General features: G+C 69.8%; 15 protein-coding genes. 7 read left to right on the top strand and 8 right to left on the bottom strand.

The genetic code is table 11. The features are described 5' to 3' along the window. Positions 1-113: 113 nt before the first annotated feature. Positions 114-1100, top strand: coding sequence for a 2,3,4,5-tetrahydropyridine-2,6-dicarboxylate N-succinyltransferase (gene dapD / locus ACIPV1_RS10455; protein ID WP_402726320.1), 987 nt, complete (start codon positions 114-116; stop codon positions 1098-1100). Between the two features lie 76 nt (positions 1101-1176). On the opposite strand, the gene ACIPV1_RS10450 is transcribed toward dapD, so the two are convergent. From ACIPV1_RS10450 to typA, 7 genes are all read right to left on the bottom strand, one after another. Continuing rightward, entirely contained in the window at positions 1177-2475 is a 1299-nt protein-coding gene (locus tag ACIPV1_RS10450) for a citrate synthase (RefSeq protein ID WP_123340789.1), read from the bottom strand. A gap of 184 nt (positions 2476-2659) precedes the next feature. Continuing rightward, complete coding sequence (gene dapC / locus ACIPV1_RS10445; RefSeq protein WP_402726319.1) at positions 2660-3778, bottom strand: succinyldiaminopimelate transaminase; 1119 nt, start codon at positions 3776-3778, stop codon at positions 2660-2662. Positions 3779-3791: 13 nt separating this feature from the next. Then, the gene (fdxA, locus tag ACIPV1_RS10440) at positions 3792-4109 is read right to left on the bottom strand and encodes a ferredoxin (protein WP_069711637.1); all 318 of its coding nucleotides are present in this window, start codon (positions 4107-4109) and stop codon (positions 3792-3794) included. Positions 4110-4144: 35 nt separating this feature from the next. Beyond that, positions 4145-5335, bottom strand: coding sequence for a PIG-L family deacetylase (locus ACIPV1_RS10435; RefSeq protein ID WP_402726318.1), 1191 nt, complete (start codon positions 5333-5335; stop codon positions 4145-4147). Between the two features lie 19 nt (positions 5336-5354). After that, positions 5355-5897 (bottom strand): hypothetical protein, encoded by a 543-nt coding sequence (locus tag ACIPV1_RS10430; protein WP_123673112.1) that lies wholly within the window; start codon positions 5895-5897, stop codon positions 5355-5357. Between the two features lie 112 nt (positions 5898-6009). Further along, entirely contained in the window at positions 6010-7203 is a 1194-nt protein-coding gene (locus ACIPV1_RS10425) for an amidohydrolase (protein WP_402726317.1), read from the bottom strand. A gap of 66 nt (positions 7204-7269) precedes the next feature. After that, the gene (gene typA / locus ACIPV1_RS10420) at positions 7270-9192 is read right to left on the bottom strand and encodes a translational GTPase TypA (RefSeq protein ID WP_111084979.1); all 1923 of its coding nucleotides are present in this window, start codon (positions 9190-9192) and stop codon (positions 7270-7272) included. A gap of 121 nt (positions 9193-9313) precedes the next feature. On the opposite strand from typA, the gene ACIPV1_RS10415 reads away from it, so the two are divergent. The 3 genes from ACIPV1_RS10415 to ACIPV1_RS10405 all read left to right on the top strand — a co-directional run bounded on the left by ACIPV1_RS10415 (position 9314) and on the right by ACIPV1_RS10405 (position 11338). Further along, positions 9314-10063, top strand: a complete 750-nt coding sequence (locus ACIPV1_RS10415; RefSeq protein ID WP_123294108.1) for a CPBP family intramembrane glutamic endopeptidase — start codon at positions 9314-9316, stop codon at positions 10061-10063. Between the two features lie 9 nt (positions 10064-10072). Continuing rightward, positions 10073-10552 (top strand): peroxiredoxin, encoded by a 480-nt coding sequence (locus tag ACIPV1_RS10410; RefSeq protein WP_131878336.1) that lies wholly within the window; start codon positions 10073-10075, stop codon positions 10550-10552. Between the two features lie 234 nt (positions 10553-10786). Beyond that, on the top strand, positions 10787-11338 hold the full coding sequence (locus ACIPV1_RS10405; protein ID WP_402726316.1) for a hypothetical protein: 552 nt from the start codon (positions 10787-10789) through the stop codon (positions 11336-11338). A gap of 92 nt (positions 11339-11430) precedes the next feature. On the opposite strand, the gene ACIPV1_RS10400 is transcribed toward ACIPV1_RS10405, so the two are convergent. Further along, complete coding sequence (locus ACIPV1_RS10400) at positions 11431-13149, bottom strand: ABC transporter family substrate-binding protein (protein ID WP_402726315.1); 1719 nt, start codon at positions 13147-13149, stop codon at positions 11431-11433. 256 nt (positions 13150-13405) lie between these two features. Here ACIPV1_RS10400 and ACIPV1_RS10395 point away from each other — a divergent pair, with 256 nt between their 5' ends. From ACIPV1_RS10395 to ACIPV1_RS10385, 3 genes are read left to right on the top strand one after another with little or no spacing between them, the layout of a single operon-like run. Beyond that, positions 13406-14386: an ABC transporter permease gene (locus ACIPV1_RS10395; RefSeq protein WP_123294112.1), complete on the top strand. Its 981-nt coding sequence runs from the start codon at positions 13406-13408 to the stop codon at positions 14384-14386. Positions 14387-14389: 3 nt separating this feature from the next. Next, positions 14390-15328: an ABC transporter permease gene (locus tag ACIPV1_RS10390; protein WP_123294113.1), complete on the top strand. Its 939-nt coding sequence runs from the start codon at positions 14390-14392 to the stop codon at positions 15326-15328. Next, positions 15321-17465 carry a dipeptide ABC transporter ATP-binding protein gene (locus tag ACIPV1_RS10385; protein ID WP_123294114.1) on the top strand — a complete coding sequence of 715 codons (2145 nt, stop codon included), beginning with the start codon at positions 15321-15323 and terminating at the stop codon, positions 17463-17465. The genes ACIPV1_RS10390 and ACIPV1_RS10385 overlap by 8 nt, the downstream gene beginning before the upstream one ends. The last annotated feature ends 51 nt before the right edge of the window (positions 17466-17516 follow it).

Genomic DNA, 17516 nt, shown 5'->3' with positions numbered 1-17516 from the left:
GTCGCTCCCGTCGCGCTGGCCCACGGCACGGCGGCCGGGAGGCACGGTGCGGTTCCGCAGCGTCCGTCCGGTCGGTCCGGTGCTCCCGTCCAGTGCGTCGGTACCCTGGTGCGGTGACCGACACGACCGCTGCCACCGACCCGACCGCCACCGCCGACCGCCCGACGCACGCCTGGGGCCACGGCCTCGCGACGATCGCCGCCGACGGCACGACGCTCGACACCTGGTACCCGGAGACCCACCTCGGCCCGTTGCCCGCTGACGCGGTGTTCCCCGCAGAACTGCAGGCGCACGTCGGCGACGACCCCCGCCGGGAGGTCCGGGTCGAGCCCGTCACCACCGAGGTCACCATCGACGCCGCCCCGACCAGCACCGAGGACGCGTACCTGCGCCTGCACCTGCTGAGCCACCTGCACGTGCGTCCGAACACCATCAACCTCGACGGTGTCTTCGGGTACCTGCCGATCGTCGCGTGGACGAACGCCGGGCCGGTCCACCCGGAGTCCCTGACCCGGCTTCGCCCGTCGCTGCAGCGCGCGGGCATCGCTGTGCACGCCATCGACAAGTTCCCGCGCCTGGTCGACTACGTCGTGCCGGACCGCGTCCGCATCGGTGACGCCAACCGCGTCCGTCTCGGTGCGCACCTGGCACCGGGCACGACCGTCATGCACGAGGGCTTCGTGAACTTCAACGCCGGCACGCTCGGCGACGCCATGATCGAGGGCCGTGTCTCGCAGGGCGTCGTCGTCGGCAACGGCACCGACATCGGCGGCGGGGCGTCCATCATGGGCACGCTCTCCGGCGGCGGCACGCACCGGGTCTCCCTGGGCGAGCGCGCGCTGCTCGGTGCGAACGCGGGTCTCGGCATCTCCCTCGGCGACGACTCCGTCATCGAGGCCGGCCTGTACGTCACGGCCGGCACGAAGGTCGTCCTGGTCGGCGCCGCACCGAACCCGGACGGCACGCCGAAGACCGTCAAGGCCGCCGAGCTGTCCGGCACCCCGAACGTCCTGTTCCGGCGCAACAGCGTCAGCGGCGCCGTCGAGGCGCTGCAGCGCAAGGGCGAGGGCATCCAGCTCAACACCGCGCTCCACGCGTAGGCCTGGCCCCGCGAAAGCGACAGAGTCCTGCGAACTGTTCGCGGGACTCTGTCGCTTTCGCGGGTGAGAACGCGCGTCAGCGTGCGGGGAGGTCCCGCTTCGGCGCACCCACGTAGAGCTGCTGCGGGCGACCGATCTTGTTGAGCGGGTCGTTGTTCAGCTCGCGCCACTGCGCGATCCAGCCGGGCAGGCGGCCGATCGCGAACAGCACCGTGAACATCCGCGGCGGGAACCCCATCGCCTTGTAGATGATGCCGGTGTAGAAGTCGACGTTCGGGTACAGCTTGCGGTCGATGAAGTACTGGTCGCTCAGCGCGATCTGCTCGAGCTCCTTCGCGATGTCGAGCAGGTCGTCCTGCACGCCGAGGGACTCGAGCACCTCGTCCGCCGACTCCTTGACGAGCTTCGCGCGGGGATCGTAGTTCTTGTAGACGCGGTGTCCGAAGCCCATGAGCTTCACGCCGCGCTCCTTGTTCTTCACCCGCTCGACGAAGCGCTGCACGGGCTCTCCGGAGTCCTTGATCTGCTGCAGCATCTCGAGCACGGCCTCGTTCGCGCCGCCGTGCAGTGGCCCGTACAGGGCGTTGATGCCGGCCGAGATCGACGCGAACATGTTCGCCTTCGTCGAGCCGACCAGGCGGACCGTCGCGGTGGAGGCGTTCTGCTCGTGGTCCTCGTGCAGGATGAGGAGCCGGTCGAGGGCCTTCGACAGCACCGGGTTCGGCTGGTAGGTCTCGGCCATGGTGCCGAAGTTCAAGCGCAGGAAGTTGTCGACGAACGACAGCCCGTTGTCCGGGTACAGGAACGCCTGCCCGATGGACTTCTTGTGCGCGTACGCGGCGATGACCGGCAGCTTGGCGAGCAACCGCACGGTCTGCAGCTCGACCTTCTCCGGGTCGTCGACGTCCATGTCGTCCTCGTAGTACGTCGACAGGGCGCTGACGGCGCTGGACAGCACGGACATCGGGTGCGCGGAGTGTGGGAGCGCGTCGAACAGGCGCCGGAGGTCCTCGTGCAGCAGGGTGTGCCGACGGATGCGGGCGTCGAAGTCGGCGAGTTCGGACTCGTCGGGCAGCTCGCCGTAGATCAGGAGCCACGCGACCTCGAGGAAGGTGCAGTTCGACGCGACCTGGTCGATCGGGTACCCGCGGTACCGCAGGATGCCCTCGTCGCCGTCGATGTAGGTGATCGCGCTCTTGGTCGACCCGGTGTTCACGAACCCGTAGTCGAGCGTGTTCATCCCGGTCTGCTTCTTGAACGTCGAGATGTCCATGGTGGACGCGCCGTCGACGCTCGGCAGGATCGGGAACTCCGCGCTGCCGCCCGGGTACGTCAGCGTCGCGGTCTCGCCCGTCTGTTCGGCGGCGGGACTCACGGGCACGGGCGTCGTGGGCGGTGTGGCCGTCTTCTGAGCGTCGTTGGCAGTGTCAGTCACGTTGACAGCCTAATCGCGGCGTCTGTCGCTCGTGCACACATCGATGGTCACGACTTGGTGGGAACCCCCGGTTGCGCTCCGGGCGGAATGCACGATCCGCCCCGTCGCGGGGTCCGTCCCCGCGCTACGCGGTGCCGAGCCGACGGCTGCTGGCCAGCCGCTGGGCCGCCGCGGCGATGCGCTCGTCGGTCGCCGTGAGGGCCACCCGGACGTGCTCCCCGCCCGCTGTGCCGTAGAACGTGCCCGGTGCGACGAGGATCCCGCGGTTGGCCAACCACGACACCGTGTCGAGCGCCGGCTCACCGCGGGTCGCCCAGAGGTACAGGCCGGCCTCGCTGTGGTCGATGCGGAAGCCGGCGTCCTCGAGTGCCCGTCGGAGCATGTTCCGGCGCGCCCGGTAGCGGGCCTTCTGCTGCTGCACGTGGGTCTGGTCCGCGAGTGCGACGATCATCGCTTCCTGCACCGGCAGCGGCGGCATCAGCCCCGCGTGCTTCCGGACCGCGAGCACGTCGGCGAGGATCCGAGCGTCACCGGCGACGAACGCCGCGCGGTACCCGGCCAGGTTCGACTGCTTCGACAGCGAGTACACGCTGAGCACGCCGTCGACCGAGTCGCCGACGACGCGGGGGTCGAGGATCGTGGGGGTCGGGGTGGTCGCGTACTGCGGGTCCCAGCCGAGCTCGGCGTAGCACTCGTCGCCGACGATGACGGCACCGAGTTGGCGGGCCCGGTCGACCGCTGCGCGCAGGTCGTCGATGGAGAGCACGCGGCCGTCGGGGTTGCCGGGCGAGTTCAGCCACACCAGCTTCGTCGTCGCCGGCCACGCGGCCGGGTCGTCCGAGGCGAGGGCGTCGGCACCGACCAGGGCCGCACCGAGCTCGTAGGTGGGGTACGCAGCGGCGGGGAACACCACGGTGTCGCCGGCGCCGATGCCGAGCCAGAGCGCCAGGCCGGCGATGAACTCCTTCGACCCGATCGTCGGCAGCGTGTGCGCCTCGGTCAGCTGCACCCCGTGCCGGCGGCCGTACCAGTCGGCGATGGCCTGCCGCAGCGCCGGGGTGCCGGCGACCTGCGGGTAGGCGTGCGCGTCGGTGGCGTCGGCGAGAGCACGCCGGACGACCTCGGGGGTGGGGTCGACGGGCGAGCCGACGCTGAGGTCGACGATGCCGCCCTCGTACCCGGCCGCGCGCTGCTTGAACGGGACGAGCTGGTCCCAGGGGAAGTCGGGCAGGTCGAGCGCCACGTGCGTGTCCGGCTCAGCCGCGGGGCGGTTCGGCCATGACGACCGGGTGGTCCTTGTGGATCACACCGACCTTCGCGGCGCCACCGGGCGAGCCGACTTCCTGGAAGAACTCGACGTTGGCCTTGTAGTAGTCGGCCCACTCGTCGGGCAGGTCGTCCTCGTAGTAGATGGCCTCGACCGGGCACACCGGCTCGCACGCACCGCAGTCGACGCACTCGTCGGGGTGGATGTACAGCGAGCGGTCGCCCTCGTAGATGCAGTCGACGGGGCATTCGTCGATGCAGGCACGGTCCTTGACGTCGACACAGGGCTGGGCGATCACGTAGGTCACGGTTCGGGTGCTCCCTTCGACGAGCGGGTTCGAGTCTACTCGCGGCCCGGGGCCGTCCGGGACCGCAGCCCCGACAGGTCCGGCCACGCGAGCACCAGGGCGGCGATGACGGCGGGGGCGAACGTCCACACGTACCCGGCCGCGTTCGCCAGCACGAGCGGCGAGCCCTGGCCGCCGACGGAGACGAGCACCTGCGTGGCGACGAGGATTCCGATGCCGATCGCGGCGACCATCGCCCGCGACCGGTACAGCAGCCGGATGCCCACGGTCAGCCCGATCACGAGCAGCGTGGTGATCACCATGCCGATCGGGAACGCGGCGGCGCCGACGGTCTGCTGGTGCGTCACGGTGCCCAGTCCGCCGGTGACGAGCCCGAGCACGAGCGCGACGGCGACCGCGGCGACCTTGCCCTGGCCGGTCATCTCGGCGTAGGTCTGCGGTGCCGGGGGCTGCGGGTCGGCGTCGTGCCGGAAGGCCTCGACGGCGGGGGCGTGCTCGCGGACGCCGTGCGGCATCACCCACGACAGCGCGGTCGGGTCGGCGGGGTCGACCGGGTCGACGGTGACCTGCGAGCGGTACTGCTCGACGGCGGCACGCACCCTCGCCCGCACCGGCAGGACGTCGACGGTGACGTCGGCGTCCCCGGTCTCCGGGGCGACGATCATCGAGAACGCCACTTCCTCTGCCCGGGCCGCGTACCGAGCAGCGTGGTGCACACGCACGTGGTCGGGGTGGCCGTACCCGCCGTCGTCGGCGTAGCTCACGACCGCGTCCGCCCCGGTGGAGCGGATCGCGGCACGGACGTCGTCGACGACCTCGCCCAGATCGGCGGCGGTCAGCGAGTCGGCGGGGGCGTCGTCGGCGGCGGTCGCCCGCCCGTCGGGCCCCCACTGCATGCCGGAGTCGACGTACCGGCGTTCCGGCAGGTCGGTGGGCCGGGCACCGCGCCCGCCGAGCCACAGGTGCGCCGGGCCGCCGAGGGCTGCGAGTGCCGCGTCGATCTCGGTCTCGCGGTGCGCGGCGACGCGTTGTGCGTCTCCGGCCAGGGGCGCGAGCCGCTCGGTGAGCATCTCGCCGCGCTCACCGCGGGTCGCCGTCAACACGGTGACCTCGGCGCCGAGCTCGAGCAGGGTCGCGATCGTCCCACCGGACGACAGGGTCTCGTCGTCGGGGTGGGCGTGCACGAACAGGACGCGCTCGGGGCGCGTGACGGAGGCCTTCGACATCGCCCCCAAGGGTACGGGACTAGCGGGCCGTGACGATGTAGGTCGCGGTGACGCCGTCGTCGCCGTCCGAGAACGTGAGCACGACGCGGTACCCGTCGCTGCGGAACATCCCGAACGCACTCGACGAGTCGGCGCGCTTCGCCGATTCGGTGTAGCCCGCGTCGGCGAGCTGCTGCGCGGCGGAGGCGAAGTCGTCGACCGACCCGGCGCGCACCTGCACGACCCACCCGGAGCCGTTCGGTCCCGCTCCCCCGCCGAGCACCGTGCCGTCGACGAGCGGCACGTCGGACGACGGGAACCCGTCGGGCACCTTGCCGTCAGAGGTGACGTTCGCGCCCTTGAGCGCCGTGTCGAGCGCACCGTCGATGCCGCCCGCGACCGAGGACATGCCGTCCTGGATCGCCTTGCCGTCGATGCCCGCGACGCCGTCCGCGACCGTCGAGGCCACCGAGGACCCGAGGTCCGTCGCCTGCTTCACGGAGTCGGACGAGCAGCCGGTGAGTCCGGCCAGGGCGATGCCGGCGGCGACGGCGGCGATCAGCGGGGTACGGAGGGAACGCATGCGCCGACGGTAACGGGTGAGCCGGGAGGCACGGCGCGAGTTGGCTGTGAACGTCCTGTCCCCGGGACGGTCACCCGCGCGGCGGGGCCGCCCCGCGCCTCCCGTCCACCCGTCAGGCGACGTAGGCGCGCGTCGCGGCCACCAGGGCGTCGACGCCCACCGGGATCGCGGTCTCGGCCTGCGGCGCGTAGAACGGCGAGTGGTTGCTCGGGATGTCCTCGCCGCGGCGGAACAGCTCCGGGTCGGTGATCCCCGTGAACCAGTACACGAGCGGGACGCCCGCCGCCGTCGCGAGCTGCCCGACGTCCTCCGACGCCATCGCCAGCCCGATCTCGAGCTCGCGGGCACCCGGCACGGCGGCGCTGACGGCCGCGAGCACCCGGGCAGCAGACTCCGCGTCGTTCACGGTCACCTCGGCGCCGGGCGACCGCACGATCGTCGGCTCCGGCAGCCCGCCGGCGTCGCTCTCGGCACGGACGATCCGCTCGATCGACGCGATGATGCGCGCACGGGTGTCCTCGTTGCGGGCACGCGTCGAGATCTCGATGACGGCCTGGTCGGGGATGATGTTCGCGCGGGTGCCGGCGTGGAAGCTGCCGACGGTGACGACACCGGCGTCGCTCGGTGAGACCTCGCGCGAGACCACGGTCTGCAGCCGGACGACGGCGGATGCGGCGGTGACGACCGGGTCGAGGGAGGCCTGCGGTGCGGAGCCATGCGCCCCGCGACCGTTGAAGGTCACCGTGAGCCGGTCGCTCGAGGCCATCACCGGGCCGGACCCGATCGCGACGATGCCGACCGGGGCCGGAGCCGAGTGCTGGCCGAGCACGACGTCGGGCTTCGGGAACCGGTCGACCAGGCCGTCCTCGACCATGGCGCGGGCGCCGGAGATGACCTCCTCCGCCGGCTGGAAGACGCCGACGACCGTGCCGCTCCACTGGTCCCGGGTGGCGACGAGGCGCTCGAGCGTGCCGAGCAGCCAGGTGACGTGGATGTCGTGGCCGCAGGCGTGCATCGTCGGGACGTCGTTGCCGTCCTCGTCGGTGCCGCGGTGCTGGCTGGCGTAGGACAGCCCCGTGCGCTCCTGGACCGGCAGGCCGTCCATGTCGGCGCGGAGCCACACGACCGGGCCCTCGCCGTTCGACAGGACGCCGACGACACCGGTGCCACCGACGCCGGTGGTCACCTCGATGTCACCGAGCTCGGCGAGCCGGTCGGCCACGATGCCCGCAGTGCGGTGCTCCTGGAAACCGAGCTCGGGGTGGGCGTGCAGGTCCTGGTACAGCGAGAGGAGGTCGAGGGTCACGGCATCCACCGTAACCCCCGACCTCCTCAGGTCGTGCTCTTGCTGACGCGACGCGTCGCTTGGTGCTTACGCGTCCTGACGCTTCAGGCGGGCGTACGAGCGCTGGCGAGCCTGCGCGTCGAGCTCGACCTTGCGGATGCGGACGACGGCCGGGGTGACCTCGACGCACTCGTCCTCGCGCGCGAACTCCAGGCACTCCTCGAGGGAGAGCTGGCGCGACGGCGTCATCGACTCGAAGGAGTCGGCGTTCGCCGAACGCATGTTCGTGAGCTTCTTCTCCTTCGTGATGTTGACGTCCATGTCGTCGGCGCGCGAGTTCTCGCCGATGACCATGCCCTCGTAGACCTCTTCGGTGGGGTTGACGAAGAACGTCATCCGCTCCTGCAGGTTCGTGATGGCGAACGGCGTGACGACACCCGAACGGTCGGAGACGATCGAGCCGTTGATGCGGGTCTGGATCGGGCCGGCCCACTCGTCGTAGCCGTGCGAGATCGCGTTGGCGATGCCGGTGCCGCGGGTCTCGGTCAGGAACGACGTGCGGAAACCGATCAGGCCGCGCGACGGGACGATGAACTCCATGCGCACCCAGCCGGTGCCGTGGTTCGTCATGTTCTCCATGCGGCCCTTGCGAGCGGCCATGAGCTGCGTGATCGCGCCGAGGTACTCCTCCGGCGTGTCGATCGTCATGTGCTCGTACGGCTCCTGCAGCTTGCCGTTCTCGTCACGCTTCGTGACGACCTGCGGCTTGCCGACGGTGAGCTCGAAGCCCTCGCGACGCATCTGCTCGACCAGGATGGCGAGCGCGAGCTCACCACGGCCCTGGACCTCCCACGCATCGGGGCGACCGATGTCGAGGACCTTGAGCGAGACGTTGCCGATGAGCTCGCGGTCGAGGCGCTCCTTGACCATGCGGGCGGTCAGCTTGTGCCCCTTGACCTTGCCCACGAGCGGGCTGGTGTTCGTGCCGATCGTCATCGAGATCGCCGGGTCGTCGACCGTGATGGTCGGCAGCGGGCGGACGTCCTCGGGGTCGGTCAGCGTCTCACCGATGGTGATCGTGTCGAAGCCGGCGACGGCGACGATGTCACCGGGGCCCGCCGACTCGGCCGGGTAGCGCTCGAGGGCCTTGGTGATGAGGAGCTCGGTGATGCGGGCGTTCACGACGGTGCCGTCGTGCTTGACCCACGCGACCGTCTGGCCCTTCTTCATCGTGCCGTGGAAGATGCGCAGCAGCGCGAGGCGACCGAGGAACGGCGACGCGTCGAGGTTGGTGACGTGGGCCTGCAGCGGGTGCTGGTCGTCGTACTTCGGCGCGGGGACGTGCTGCAGGATCGCTTCGAACAGCGGCTCGAGGTCGTCGTTGTCGGGCAGCGAGCCGTCGGCCGGCTTGTTGCGCGACGCGGCACCGGCACGACCCGAGGCGTAGACCACGGGGACGTCGAGGATCGCGTCGAGGTCGAGGTCGTCGACCTCGTCCGACAGGTCGGACGCCAGGCCGAGGAGCAGGTCCTGCGACTCGGAGACGACCTCGTCGATGCGGGAGTCGGGGCGGTCCGTCTTGTTGACGAGCAGGATCACCGGGAGCTTGGCGGCGAGCGCCTTGCGGAGCACGAAGCGCGTCTGGGGCAGCGGGCCCTCGGACGCGTCGACGAGCAGGACGACACCGTCGACCATGGAGAGGCCTCGCTCGACCTCACCACCGAAGTCGGCGTGACCCGGGGTGTCGATCACGTTGATGGTGATGGGGCCGTCCGCGCCGAACTCGGTCGCGTGCTTGCCGTTGTAGAGCACCGACGTGTTCTTCGCGAGGATCGTGATGCCCTTCTCGCGCTCGAGGTCGTTCGAGTCCATCATGCGGTCTTCGCCCTCGAAGTGGGCGTCGAACGAGTTGGTCTGCGTGAGCATCGCGTCGACGAGGGTGGTCTTGCCGTGGTCGACGTGTGCCACGATGGCGACGTTGCGCAGGTCGGACCGGGTGGCGAGCGCCATACAGGACATCCTTCAATTTCTGGGAGAGTGTCGGGCCAGTGATTTGTCGGCACCGCACCCGCGGGCAGAACGCCCGACACGCCAGTCTACCGGTAGTTCGCAACCGTCAGGAGTACAGCAGATGAGCCGACGGCGAACGTGGGTCGAGATCACCATCGTGCTGCTGCTCTCACTGGGTGCCAGCGCGCTGTACTCGATCCTCCAGATCATCGACGACCTGTCGCAGACGACCCCGCTCGGCGAGCAGTCCACGGCACTCAACACGTCGTCGACGACGGTGCAGTACGTCGACCTGGCCCGGCAGCTGCTCGGCATCGCAGTGGACCTGGCACCGGTCGCGCTCGTGTGCTTCCTGCTGTGGAGCACGTCGCGCCCGCACCTGTCCCGGCTCGGCATCGACCGGTTCCGGGTGAAGCCCGACCTGGGCGGTCCGGCGCTCATCGCGCTGTGCATCGGGATCCCGGGGCTCGCCCTGTACTTCGCCGGGCGTGCGCTCGGCATCACGGTGAACGTGGACCCCGCTGCCCTGAACTCGTACTGGTGGACGGTGCCGGTCCTGCTGCTGTCCGCGATCCGCTCCGGCCTGCAGGAAGAGGTCATCGTGATCGGGTACCTCTACGCCCGGCTCGGCGACCTGGGCTGGGGGCGGTGGCAGGTGATCCTGTCGACGGCACTGCTGCGCGGGAGCTACCACCTGTACCAGGGCTTCGGCGCGTTCGTCGGCAACGCCGTGATGGGCATCGTGTTCGGCTGGATCTACACGAAGTGGGGCCGCCTGATGCCCCTGATCATCACGCACTGCCTGCTCGACGCCGCGGTGTTCGTCGGGTACCCCTGGGTCGCGAGCGCGTTCCCCCGGTTGTTCTCGTAGCGTGAGCACATGAGCATCCCCGAGGTCGGCGAGTCCGCGCCGACGTTCACCCTGCCGGGCATGATCGTCCGCGACGGGGTCCGCACCGACGACGAGTACGACCTGTCGTCGGAGATCGGCCGGACCGTGGTGCTCGCCTTCTACCCCGGCGACGCGACGGCCGTCTGCACCGCGCAGCTCTGCAGCTACCAGGCCGAGCTCGACGAGTTCGACGACCTGGGCGCCGTGGTGTGGGGCATCAGCCCGCAGGCCCTCGACTCGCACGAGACGTTCGCACGCGGCTCCTCGCTCACGTTCCCCCTCCTGAGCGACACCGCCGGCTCGGTGATCCGCGACTACGGCGTGCGTGCGCCGGGGATCGGACTCCGTCGGTCGGTGTTCGTGATCGGTCCCGACGGGGTCGTGCGGTGGCGGCACGTCGGCCTGGTCGGTCTGCGGTTCCCGACGGCCGAGACCATCCGGGAACAGATCGAACTGCTCGTCTCGTGACCGGATCCCGCTGATCCCGCGGATCCGACGGTTCCCGCCGTTCCCGGCGTGGGCAATCCCCGAATCCGTCGCCATGGGGTATTGACACCCGAACTGGGGGCGACGACCATTGTCGGCACGAGAGGTCCACGCAGGATCTGCCTCCCCGGGGAATCGGGTCGTCCGGAGATACGCGCTGGTGTGTCACACCCGCTCCCCGGGCGTCTCCGGGGAGGCATCTCGTAACCTCGTCCGGTGCACACCACCATCGTCGCCCCGGACCTCCGCCGTCTCGCCATCGCCCTCTGGGTCCTCGCGGTGGCGCTCGTCCCCCTGGCACTGCTCGGTGGCAGCAACCCGTGGCTCGTCCCGGTCCCGAGCATCTGCATCGCGTTCGTGGCGTGGGCCGCGCTCTGGCGGCCGCGCATCGAGCTGACGCCCGAGCACCTGCGGATCGTGGACGTCCGCCGCACCAGCACCTACACGTGGTCGCGCGTCACCGAGGTGCGCACGAAGTACGGCATCGAGGTCGTCACGACCGAGGGCGTCCGCCGCGTCTGGATCGCGACGCGCCCGACCGCGCGGCTCACCGCCCAGGTCCATGGCCGACCGGGAGGCCCGGATCACCTCGACGTCGACGCTGCGGCCGCGCAGATGCTGACCCTCGTGCCCGCCACGGCTCCGCAGGACGGCCCGCCGCCCGCGACCGTGACGGCGGCGCCGATCACCCACCGGGTGCACGGGTGGACGGTCCTGGCGTTCGTCGTGCTCGGGATCGCGGCGTCGCTCGCGGCGGCCCGGCTGTAGCGTCCCGGCGTCCACTCCCCCGCCGACGCAGAACGACACCCCCGACGTCGTGCGACGTCGAGGGTGTCGTTGCGGGTCGTGCGACCGCGGGACTACTTGGTGTAGCCCACGTCCTGCCACTTGACCGAGTACTGCTGGAACTGCGCGGGGCCGTAGTTCACGAGGTCCTTGCGCACGCCCCAGGCGTACGGCTCGGCGAACAGCGGGATGGTGCCGGCGACGGCGACGATCTTCTTGTCGATCGCCTGCGCGTCCTTGATGCGGGCGTCGGCGTCGAGCTCGGCGTTCGCCTTGTCCCATGCCGCGCCGAGCGAGTCGTCCGTCACGCCGGTGTAGTTCTGGCCGGCGTCGGCGGGGTAGTAGATCGACTTGAGCGACGAGATCGGGAACGGCGTGCCCTGCCACGCGAAGTACGTGGCGTCGAAGTCACGGCCGTCGGTGGTGATGTACTTCGTGAAGAAGTCGTCCGAGGGCACGGTGTCGATCGTGACCTTGAAGCCGGCGAGCTTCGTCTGCTGCTGCACGAGCTGCGCGACGTTCGCCGAGTTCGGGTTGTCCGACGGGATCACGAAGCGGACGTCGAGTTCCTTGCCGCCCTTGGTCGCGTAGCCGTCCGAACCGACCTTCCAGCCGGCGTCCTCGAGCTTCGACTTCGCCTTGTCGGTGCTGTAGCCGTAGACCGACGAGACGTCGTCCTGGTAGCCCTCCTGACCGGGCAGGTACGTCAGGTTGTTGAGCACGTCACCCGGGCTCTTCACCGGCGACAGGATCGCCTGGGCGAGGACCTTGCGGTTGATGGCCTGGGCGAACGCCTGGCGCACGTCCTGGTCCTTGAAGACGTCCGAGGTGCCGTTCAGCGTGATCTGCCGCTGCGTGGTGCCGAGCGAGCGCTCGATCTTCGAGTCGGAGCGGGAGTTCGCCGTCTTGAGGTTGTCGGCGCTGCCGTTCAGGTTGAACGCGTCGAGTTCCTTGTTGCCGTACGCCTGCGCGACACCGTCACGCGAGACCGTCTTGAAGACGATGGTGTCGAGCTTGCCCTCGTCGCCCCACCACTTCGGGTTCTTCTCGAACGTGAGGACGCCGCCGTTGGCGTCGAAGGACTTCACGATGTACGGGCCACCGGAGACGTAGGTCTTGCCGTCAGCGGCGTACGGACCCTTGGCCCAGGCGGTGTTGAAGTGCTCGGGGGTGTCGACGGCCCAGTACGGGTAGATCGCGGTCAGGACGCTCGCCCAGTCGGCGTTCGTCTTCGAGAACGTCATGATGACGTCGCGCTCGTCCGAGCCCTGCTTGACCGAGTCGACGTCCTCCCACACGTTGGTGGCGAGGGGCGCGAAGGCCTTGTTCGTGCCGTTCAGCGCCTTCCAGTTCGCGATGACGTCCTTCGCGCTGATCGGGGTGCCGTCAGACCACACGGCCTTCGGGTTGATCTTGATCTCGACGGTCTGGGGTGAGTCCTTGGTCAGCTCGACCGAGGTCGCGAAGTCCTTGTTCACCTCCCACTCGCCGTTCTCCTTGAACTGGATGAAGCCCGGCAGGTACGCACCGGAGATCGTCTGGTCGTCGACGGTTCCGGAGTCGAGGTTGTTGATCTGGAAGTTCGCCGGAGCGGTGTCGATCGGCAGGGTGATCGACCCGCCGTCCTTGACGTCCGCGCGGTCCGCGACGGTCCAGCCGGTCGACTTCAGCGACGACTCGGCGACCGCGGAGCTGCTGTTTCCCGCCTGTCCACCGCCGGAGCAGCCGGCCAGCACGACGGCCGCAGCCGCAGCGGTGGCCAGCACGGCGATGCCCTTGATCCTCTTTCGCATGGCGAGGATTCCCTTTCGTTGTGGTTCGCGCAGTTCGCGCTGGAACGCGGCGACCCCCGCCGCCACGCCTGTTGGTTGAGAACCCTAGTCACATCCGAAGGCTCCACAAGGGTTGATGTGGGGAATCGAAACATGCTCGTAACGAATGTTGCATAGCGTCACAACGGAAGTCCCACCCCTCCGTCGCGAGCGGCTAACCTGTCGCCACCGACAACGCCGTCCGGACGGACGGCCGCACCCCACGAGGTCCCAGTACATGCTTGCCTTCATCGCAAAGCGGATCGTCAACTACATCGTCCTGACGATCGTCGCGACGACCCTCGGTTACATCCTCGCCAGCAGCACCCTGAACCCGGCTGCCCGGTTCCTGGGCCGCAACCCGGCCGTGCCGCAGGGCACGATCGACGAGTCCCTGCGGAAGCTCGGTGCCGATCCGGGCACCCCGCTCATCGTCCGGACCTGGACCTGGTGGTCGAACCTGATCACGCACGGATCGCTCGGCATGAGCACGCGCGGCACCGAGGTCACGGCCGACATCGTCGCCCGCTCCGGTACGAGCCTGCGCTTGCTGGTCATCGGCACCCTGCTCGGCGCGATCCTCGGGGTGCTGCTCGGCGTGTGGAACGCCGTCCGCCAGTACCGCACGTCGGACCAGGTCTCGACGTACCTGTCGTTCGCGGTGCTCGCCACCCCGACCTTCGTCATCGCGGTCGTCCTGATGATCCTCGCGACGGCGATGAACCAGGGGCTCGGCACCCAGGTGATCCGGTTCACGGGTGAGTACACGCCGGGGGTGAACGGGTTCTTCCCGGTGCTCGGCGACCGACTGATCCACCTGTTGTTACCCACGATCTCGCTGACCGTCGGCGCCGTCGCCACGTACTCGCGGTACCAGCGCTCCGCGATGCTCGACGTGCTGTCGAACGACTTCATCCGCACCGCGCGGTCGAAGGGCCGGACGCGTGGATCGGCCATCATGCGCCACGGCGTCCGCGTCGCCCTCATCCCGATGTCGACGTTCTTCGCGTACTCGTTCGGGCTGATCCTGACCGGCGCGAGCATCACCGAGCTGGTCTTCAGCTGGCACGGCATGGGCGAGTACTTCGTCCAGGGCATCACCAACAACGACATCAACGCGGCATCGGGCACGATCCTCTTCACGGCGATCCTCGTGCTCATCGCAGGAACCCTCGCGGACCTGCTCTACGCCGCGCTCGACCCGCGAGTGAGGGTGTGACCCGTGTCTGTTCTCGACCCCACGACCACGACCACCGCCGGTGACCCCGGAGACGGCAACGCCGGCACCCCGGCGCACGTCATCGAGGTCAAGGGCGGCCGCACGCCGCTCTGGCGCAAGGTGTTCGGCACCTGGCGTGCCCGCATCGGTGGCGGCGCCCTGCTGCTCATCCTGCTGTGGGCCTTCGTCGGCCCGCACCTGTACCACTGGAACGCCGTCGACTCCGACGGTCTGGCGTTCGGCATGCCGCCGAGCGCCGCGCACTGGTTCGGCACGAACGACATCGGCCAGGACATCTACGCGCAGACGCTCGTCGGCCTGCAGAAGTCGCTGCTCATCGGCCTCATCGCCGGTCCGGCCGCCACGCTGATCGCCGGCATCGTCGGTGCCATCGCCGGCTACTTCGGCGGCACCGTGGACCGCGTGCTCGTGTGGGTCATCGACCTGCTGCTCGTGATCCCGTCGTTCTACGCGCTCGTGCTCCTCAGCCCGGTGTTCAAGAACCTGACGTGGGTGGCGCTCATCGTCGGCCTGGCGGTGTTCAGCTGGATGGTGATGGCCCGCGTGATCCGCGGCCAGACGATGTCCCTGCGCGAACGCGACTACGTCAAGGCCGCCCGTTTCATGGGCGTCCCCTCGTTCACGATCATCCGACGGCACATCCTGCCGAACGTGGCGTCCCTGCTCATCATCGACGCGACGCTCGGCGTCGGGGCCGCGATCCTGGCGGAGAGCTCGCTGAGCTTCTTCGGCTTCGGCATCCAGATCCCCGACGTCTCGCTCGGTACCCTGCTCGCCGCGGGCAGCCAGTCCGCCGTCACCCGCCCGTGGCTGTTCGTCCTGCCCGCCGCGACCCTCGTCGCGACCGTGCTCTCGACCAGCCTGCTCGGCGACGCCCTGCGCGACGCCATCGACCCCACCTCCGGAGCCAACCGTGACTGAGCCGCTGCTGACCGTGTCCGACCTGTCGGTCACGTTCAACCCGAAGACCAAGCCCGTCTACGCCGTCCGCGGGGTCGACTACACGGTGGCCCCCGGCGAGTTCCTCGGGATCGTCGGCGAGTCCGGCTCCGGCAAGTCGGTGTCCTCGATGGCCGTGATGGGTCTGCTCCCGTCGTCGGCCCACGTCGAGGGCAGCATCCGCTTCGACGGCCAGGAGCTCTTGGGCAAGAACGACCGCGAGATGTCCCGCCTGCGCGGCGGCGACATCGCGATGGTGTTCCAGGACCCGCTGTCCGCTCTGACGCCCGTGTACACGATCGGCCAGCAGATCATCGAGGGGCTGCGACTGCACGATCGCTCCCTCACCCAGCACGCCGCCCGCACCCGCGCCGAGGAACTCCTGCGCGTCGTCGGCATCCCGAACCCCGCTCGGCGCCTCGACGCGTTCCCGCACGAGTTCTCCGGCGGCATGCGGCAGCGCGCGATGATCGCCATCGCCATCGCGAACGACCCGAAGCTGATCATCGCCGACGAGCCGACCACCGCGCTCGACGTCACGATCCAGGCGCAGATCCTCGACGTGCTGCAGACGGCGAAGGACATGACCGGCGCGGCCGTGGTCCTCATCACGCACGACCTCGGTGTCGTGGCCGGCAACGCGGACCGCGTCGCCGTGATGTACGCGGGCCGCATCGTCGAGACGGCTCCGGTCGAGCCGCTCTTCCGCGAGCCCGTCATGCCGTACACGATCGGGCTCCTCCGCTCGATGCCGAACATGACCGCGGCCCGCACCGAACGACTCGTCCCGCTCGAGGGCCGCCCGCCCCTGCTCACGCAGAAGCCGACCGGCTGCCCGTTCGCCGACCGCTGCCCGGCGGTCATCGACGCCTGCCGCGACGGCGAGCCCGCGCTGGTCGAGCCGACCGTCCCGCAGAGCGGCGACAACCCGGTCCTGACCGGGACCGTCCCGACGATCGGTAACGGCACGCTGCTCGACGACCACACCGCCGCGTGCATCCGTCGCGACGAGATCGCGGCGGGCACCCTCGAGCGGTCGGAGATCTTCCCCCGCCCCGAGGACATCCCCGAGGCGGCGGTCGACCACGGCGACGACGTCGTGCTCGAGCTCACCGACGTCGTCAAGACGTTCCCGCTCACCAAGGGCGCGCTCTTCCGGCGGCAGATCGGCGAGGTGCACGCGGTCGACGGCATCTCCCTGACGCTGAAGCGCGGGCAGGTGCTCGGGTTGGTCGGTGAGTCCGGCTGCGGTAAGACCACCACGATCATGGAGATCCTCGAGCTCGCCGGCGCCCAGCAGGGCACCATCCGGGTGAACGGCGTCGACACCGCGTCGCTGTCGAAGAAGGACCGCCTGGCGATCCGCCGCGACATCCAGGTCGTGTTCCAGGACCCGATGGCGTCGATCGACCCCCGGCTCGACATCGGTTCGGTGATCGGTGAACCGCTGACGGTGCACGGGGTCGCGAAGGACGAGATCCGCCGCCGGGTCCGCGAGGTCCTCGAGCTCGTCGGGCTCGAGCCGAGCTACATCGACCGGTACCCGCACGAGTTCTCCGGTGGCCAGCGGCAGCGCATCGGCATCGCCCGGGCGCTCATCGTCGAACCGAAGATCCTCGTGCTCGACGAGCCCGTCTCGGCGCTCGACGTCTCGGTGCAGGCCGGCGTGATCAACCTGCTCGAGGACCTGAAGCACCGCCTCGGCCTGTCGTACCTGTTCGTCGCGCACGACCTGTCCGTCGTCCGGCACATCGCCGACGACGTCGCGGTCATGTACCTCGGCCGGATCGTCGAGTACGGCGACGGCGACAAGGTGTTCTCCGACCCGCAGCACCCGTACACGCGGGCCCTGCTGTCGGCCGTGCCGGTGCCGGACCCGTCCGCCGAGGCCGCCCGTGGTCGGATCCTGCTCGACGGGGACCTGCCCTCCCCCACCGAGCGCATCGACGGCTGCCGGTTCCGCACCCGCTGCCCGCTCTACCAGCTCCTCGACGAGGGTCGGCAGGAACAGTGCCGCACCGTCGATCCGCGCCTGCAGGACGTGCACGGCCGCGGCGTCGCGTGCATCCAGACCGACCAGGAGCACCTGCTCACCGAGCGGGTCGGCGCGGTCGTCTGACGACGCGGGTCACGTGGTGGACGTGACCAGAGGACGGACGGGAGGCCCGGC

It is taken from the genome of Curtobacterium sp. NPDC089991 (genome assembly GCF_044748425.1).
Taxonomy (GTDB): Bacteria; Actinomycetota; Actinomycetes; order Actinomycetales; family Microbacteriaceae; genus Curtobacterium.
Note: the sequence above shows the minus strand (reverse complement) of the source record. Positions and strands in the feature narration are given on the sequence as shown.

Bases quoted from the DNA above. Each gene is read 5' to 3' on its own strand.
- ACIPV1_RS10435 (WP_402726318.1), bottom strand. From the start codon at position 5,335: ATGTCGAAGGCCTCCGTCACGCGCCCCGAGCGCGTCCTGTTCGTGCAC.
- ACIPV1_RS10430 (WP_123673112.1), bottom strand. From the start codon at position 5,897: ATGCGTTCCCTCCGTACCCCGCTGATCGCCGCCGTCGCCGCCGGCATC.
- typA (WP_111084979.1), bottom strand. From the start codon at position 9,192: ATGGCGCTCGCCACCCGGTCCGACCTGCGCAACGTCGCCATCGTGGCA.
- ACIPV1_RS10415 (WP_123294108.1), top strand. From the start codon at position 9,314: ATGAGCCGACGGCGAACGTGGGTCGAGATCACCATCGTGCTGCTGCTC.
- ACIPV1_RS10410 (WP_131878336.1), top strand. From the start codon at position 10,073: ATGAGCATCCCCGAGGTCGGCGAGTCCGCGCCGACGTTCACCCTGCCG.
- ACIPV1_RS10400 (WP_402726315.1), bottom strand. From the start codon at position 13,149: ATGCGAAAGAGGATCAAGGGCATCGCCGTGCTGGCCACCGCTGCGGCT.
- ACIPV1_RS10395 (WP_123294112.1), top strand. From the start codon at position 13,406: ATGCTTGCCTTCATCGCAAAGCGGATCGTCAACTACATCGTCCTGACG.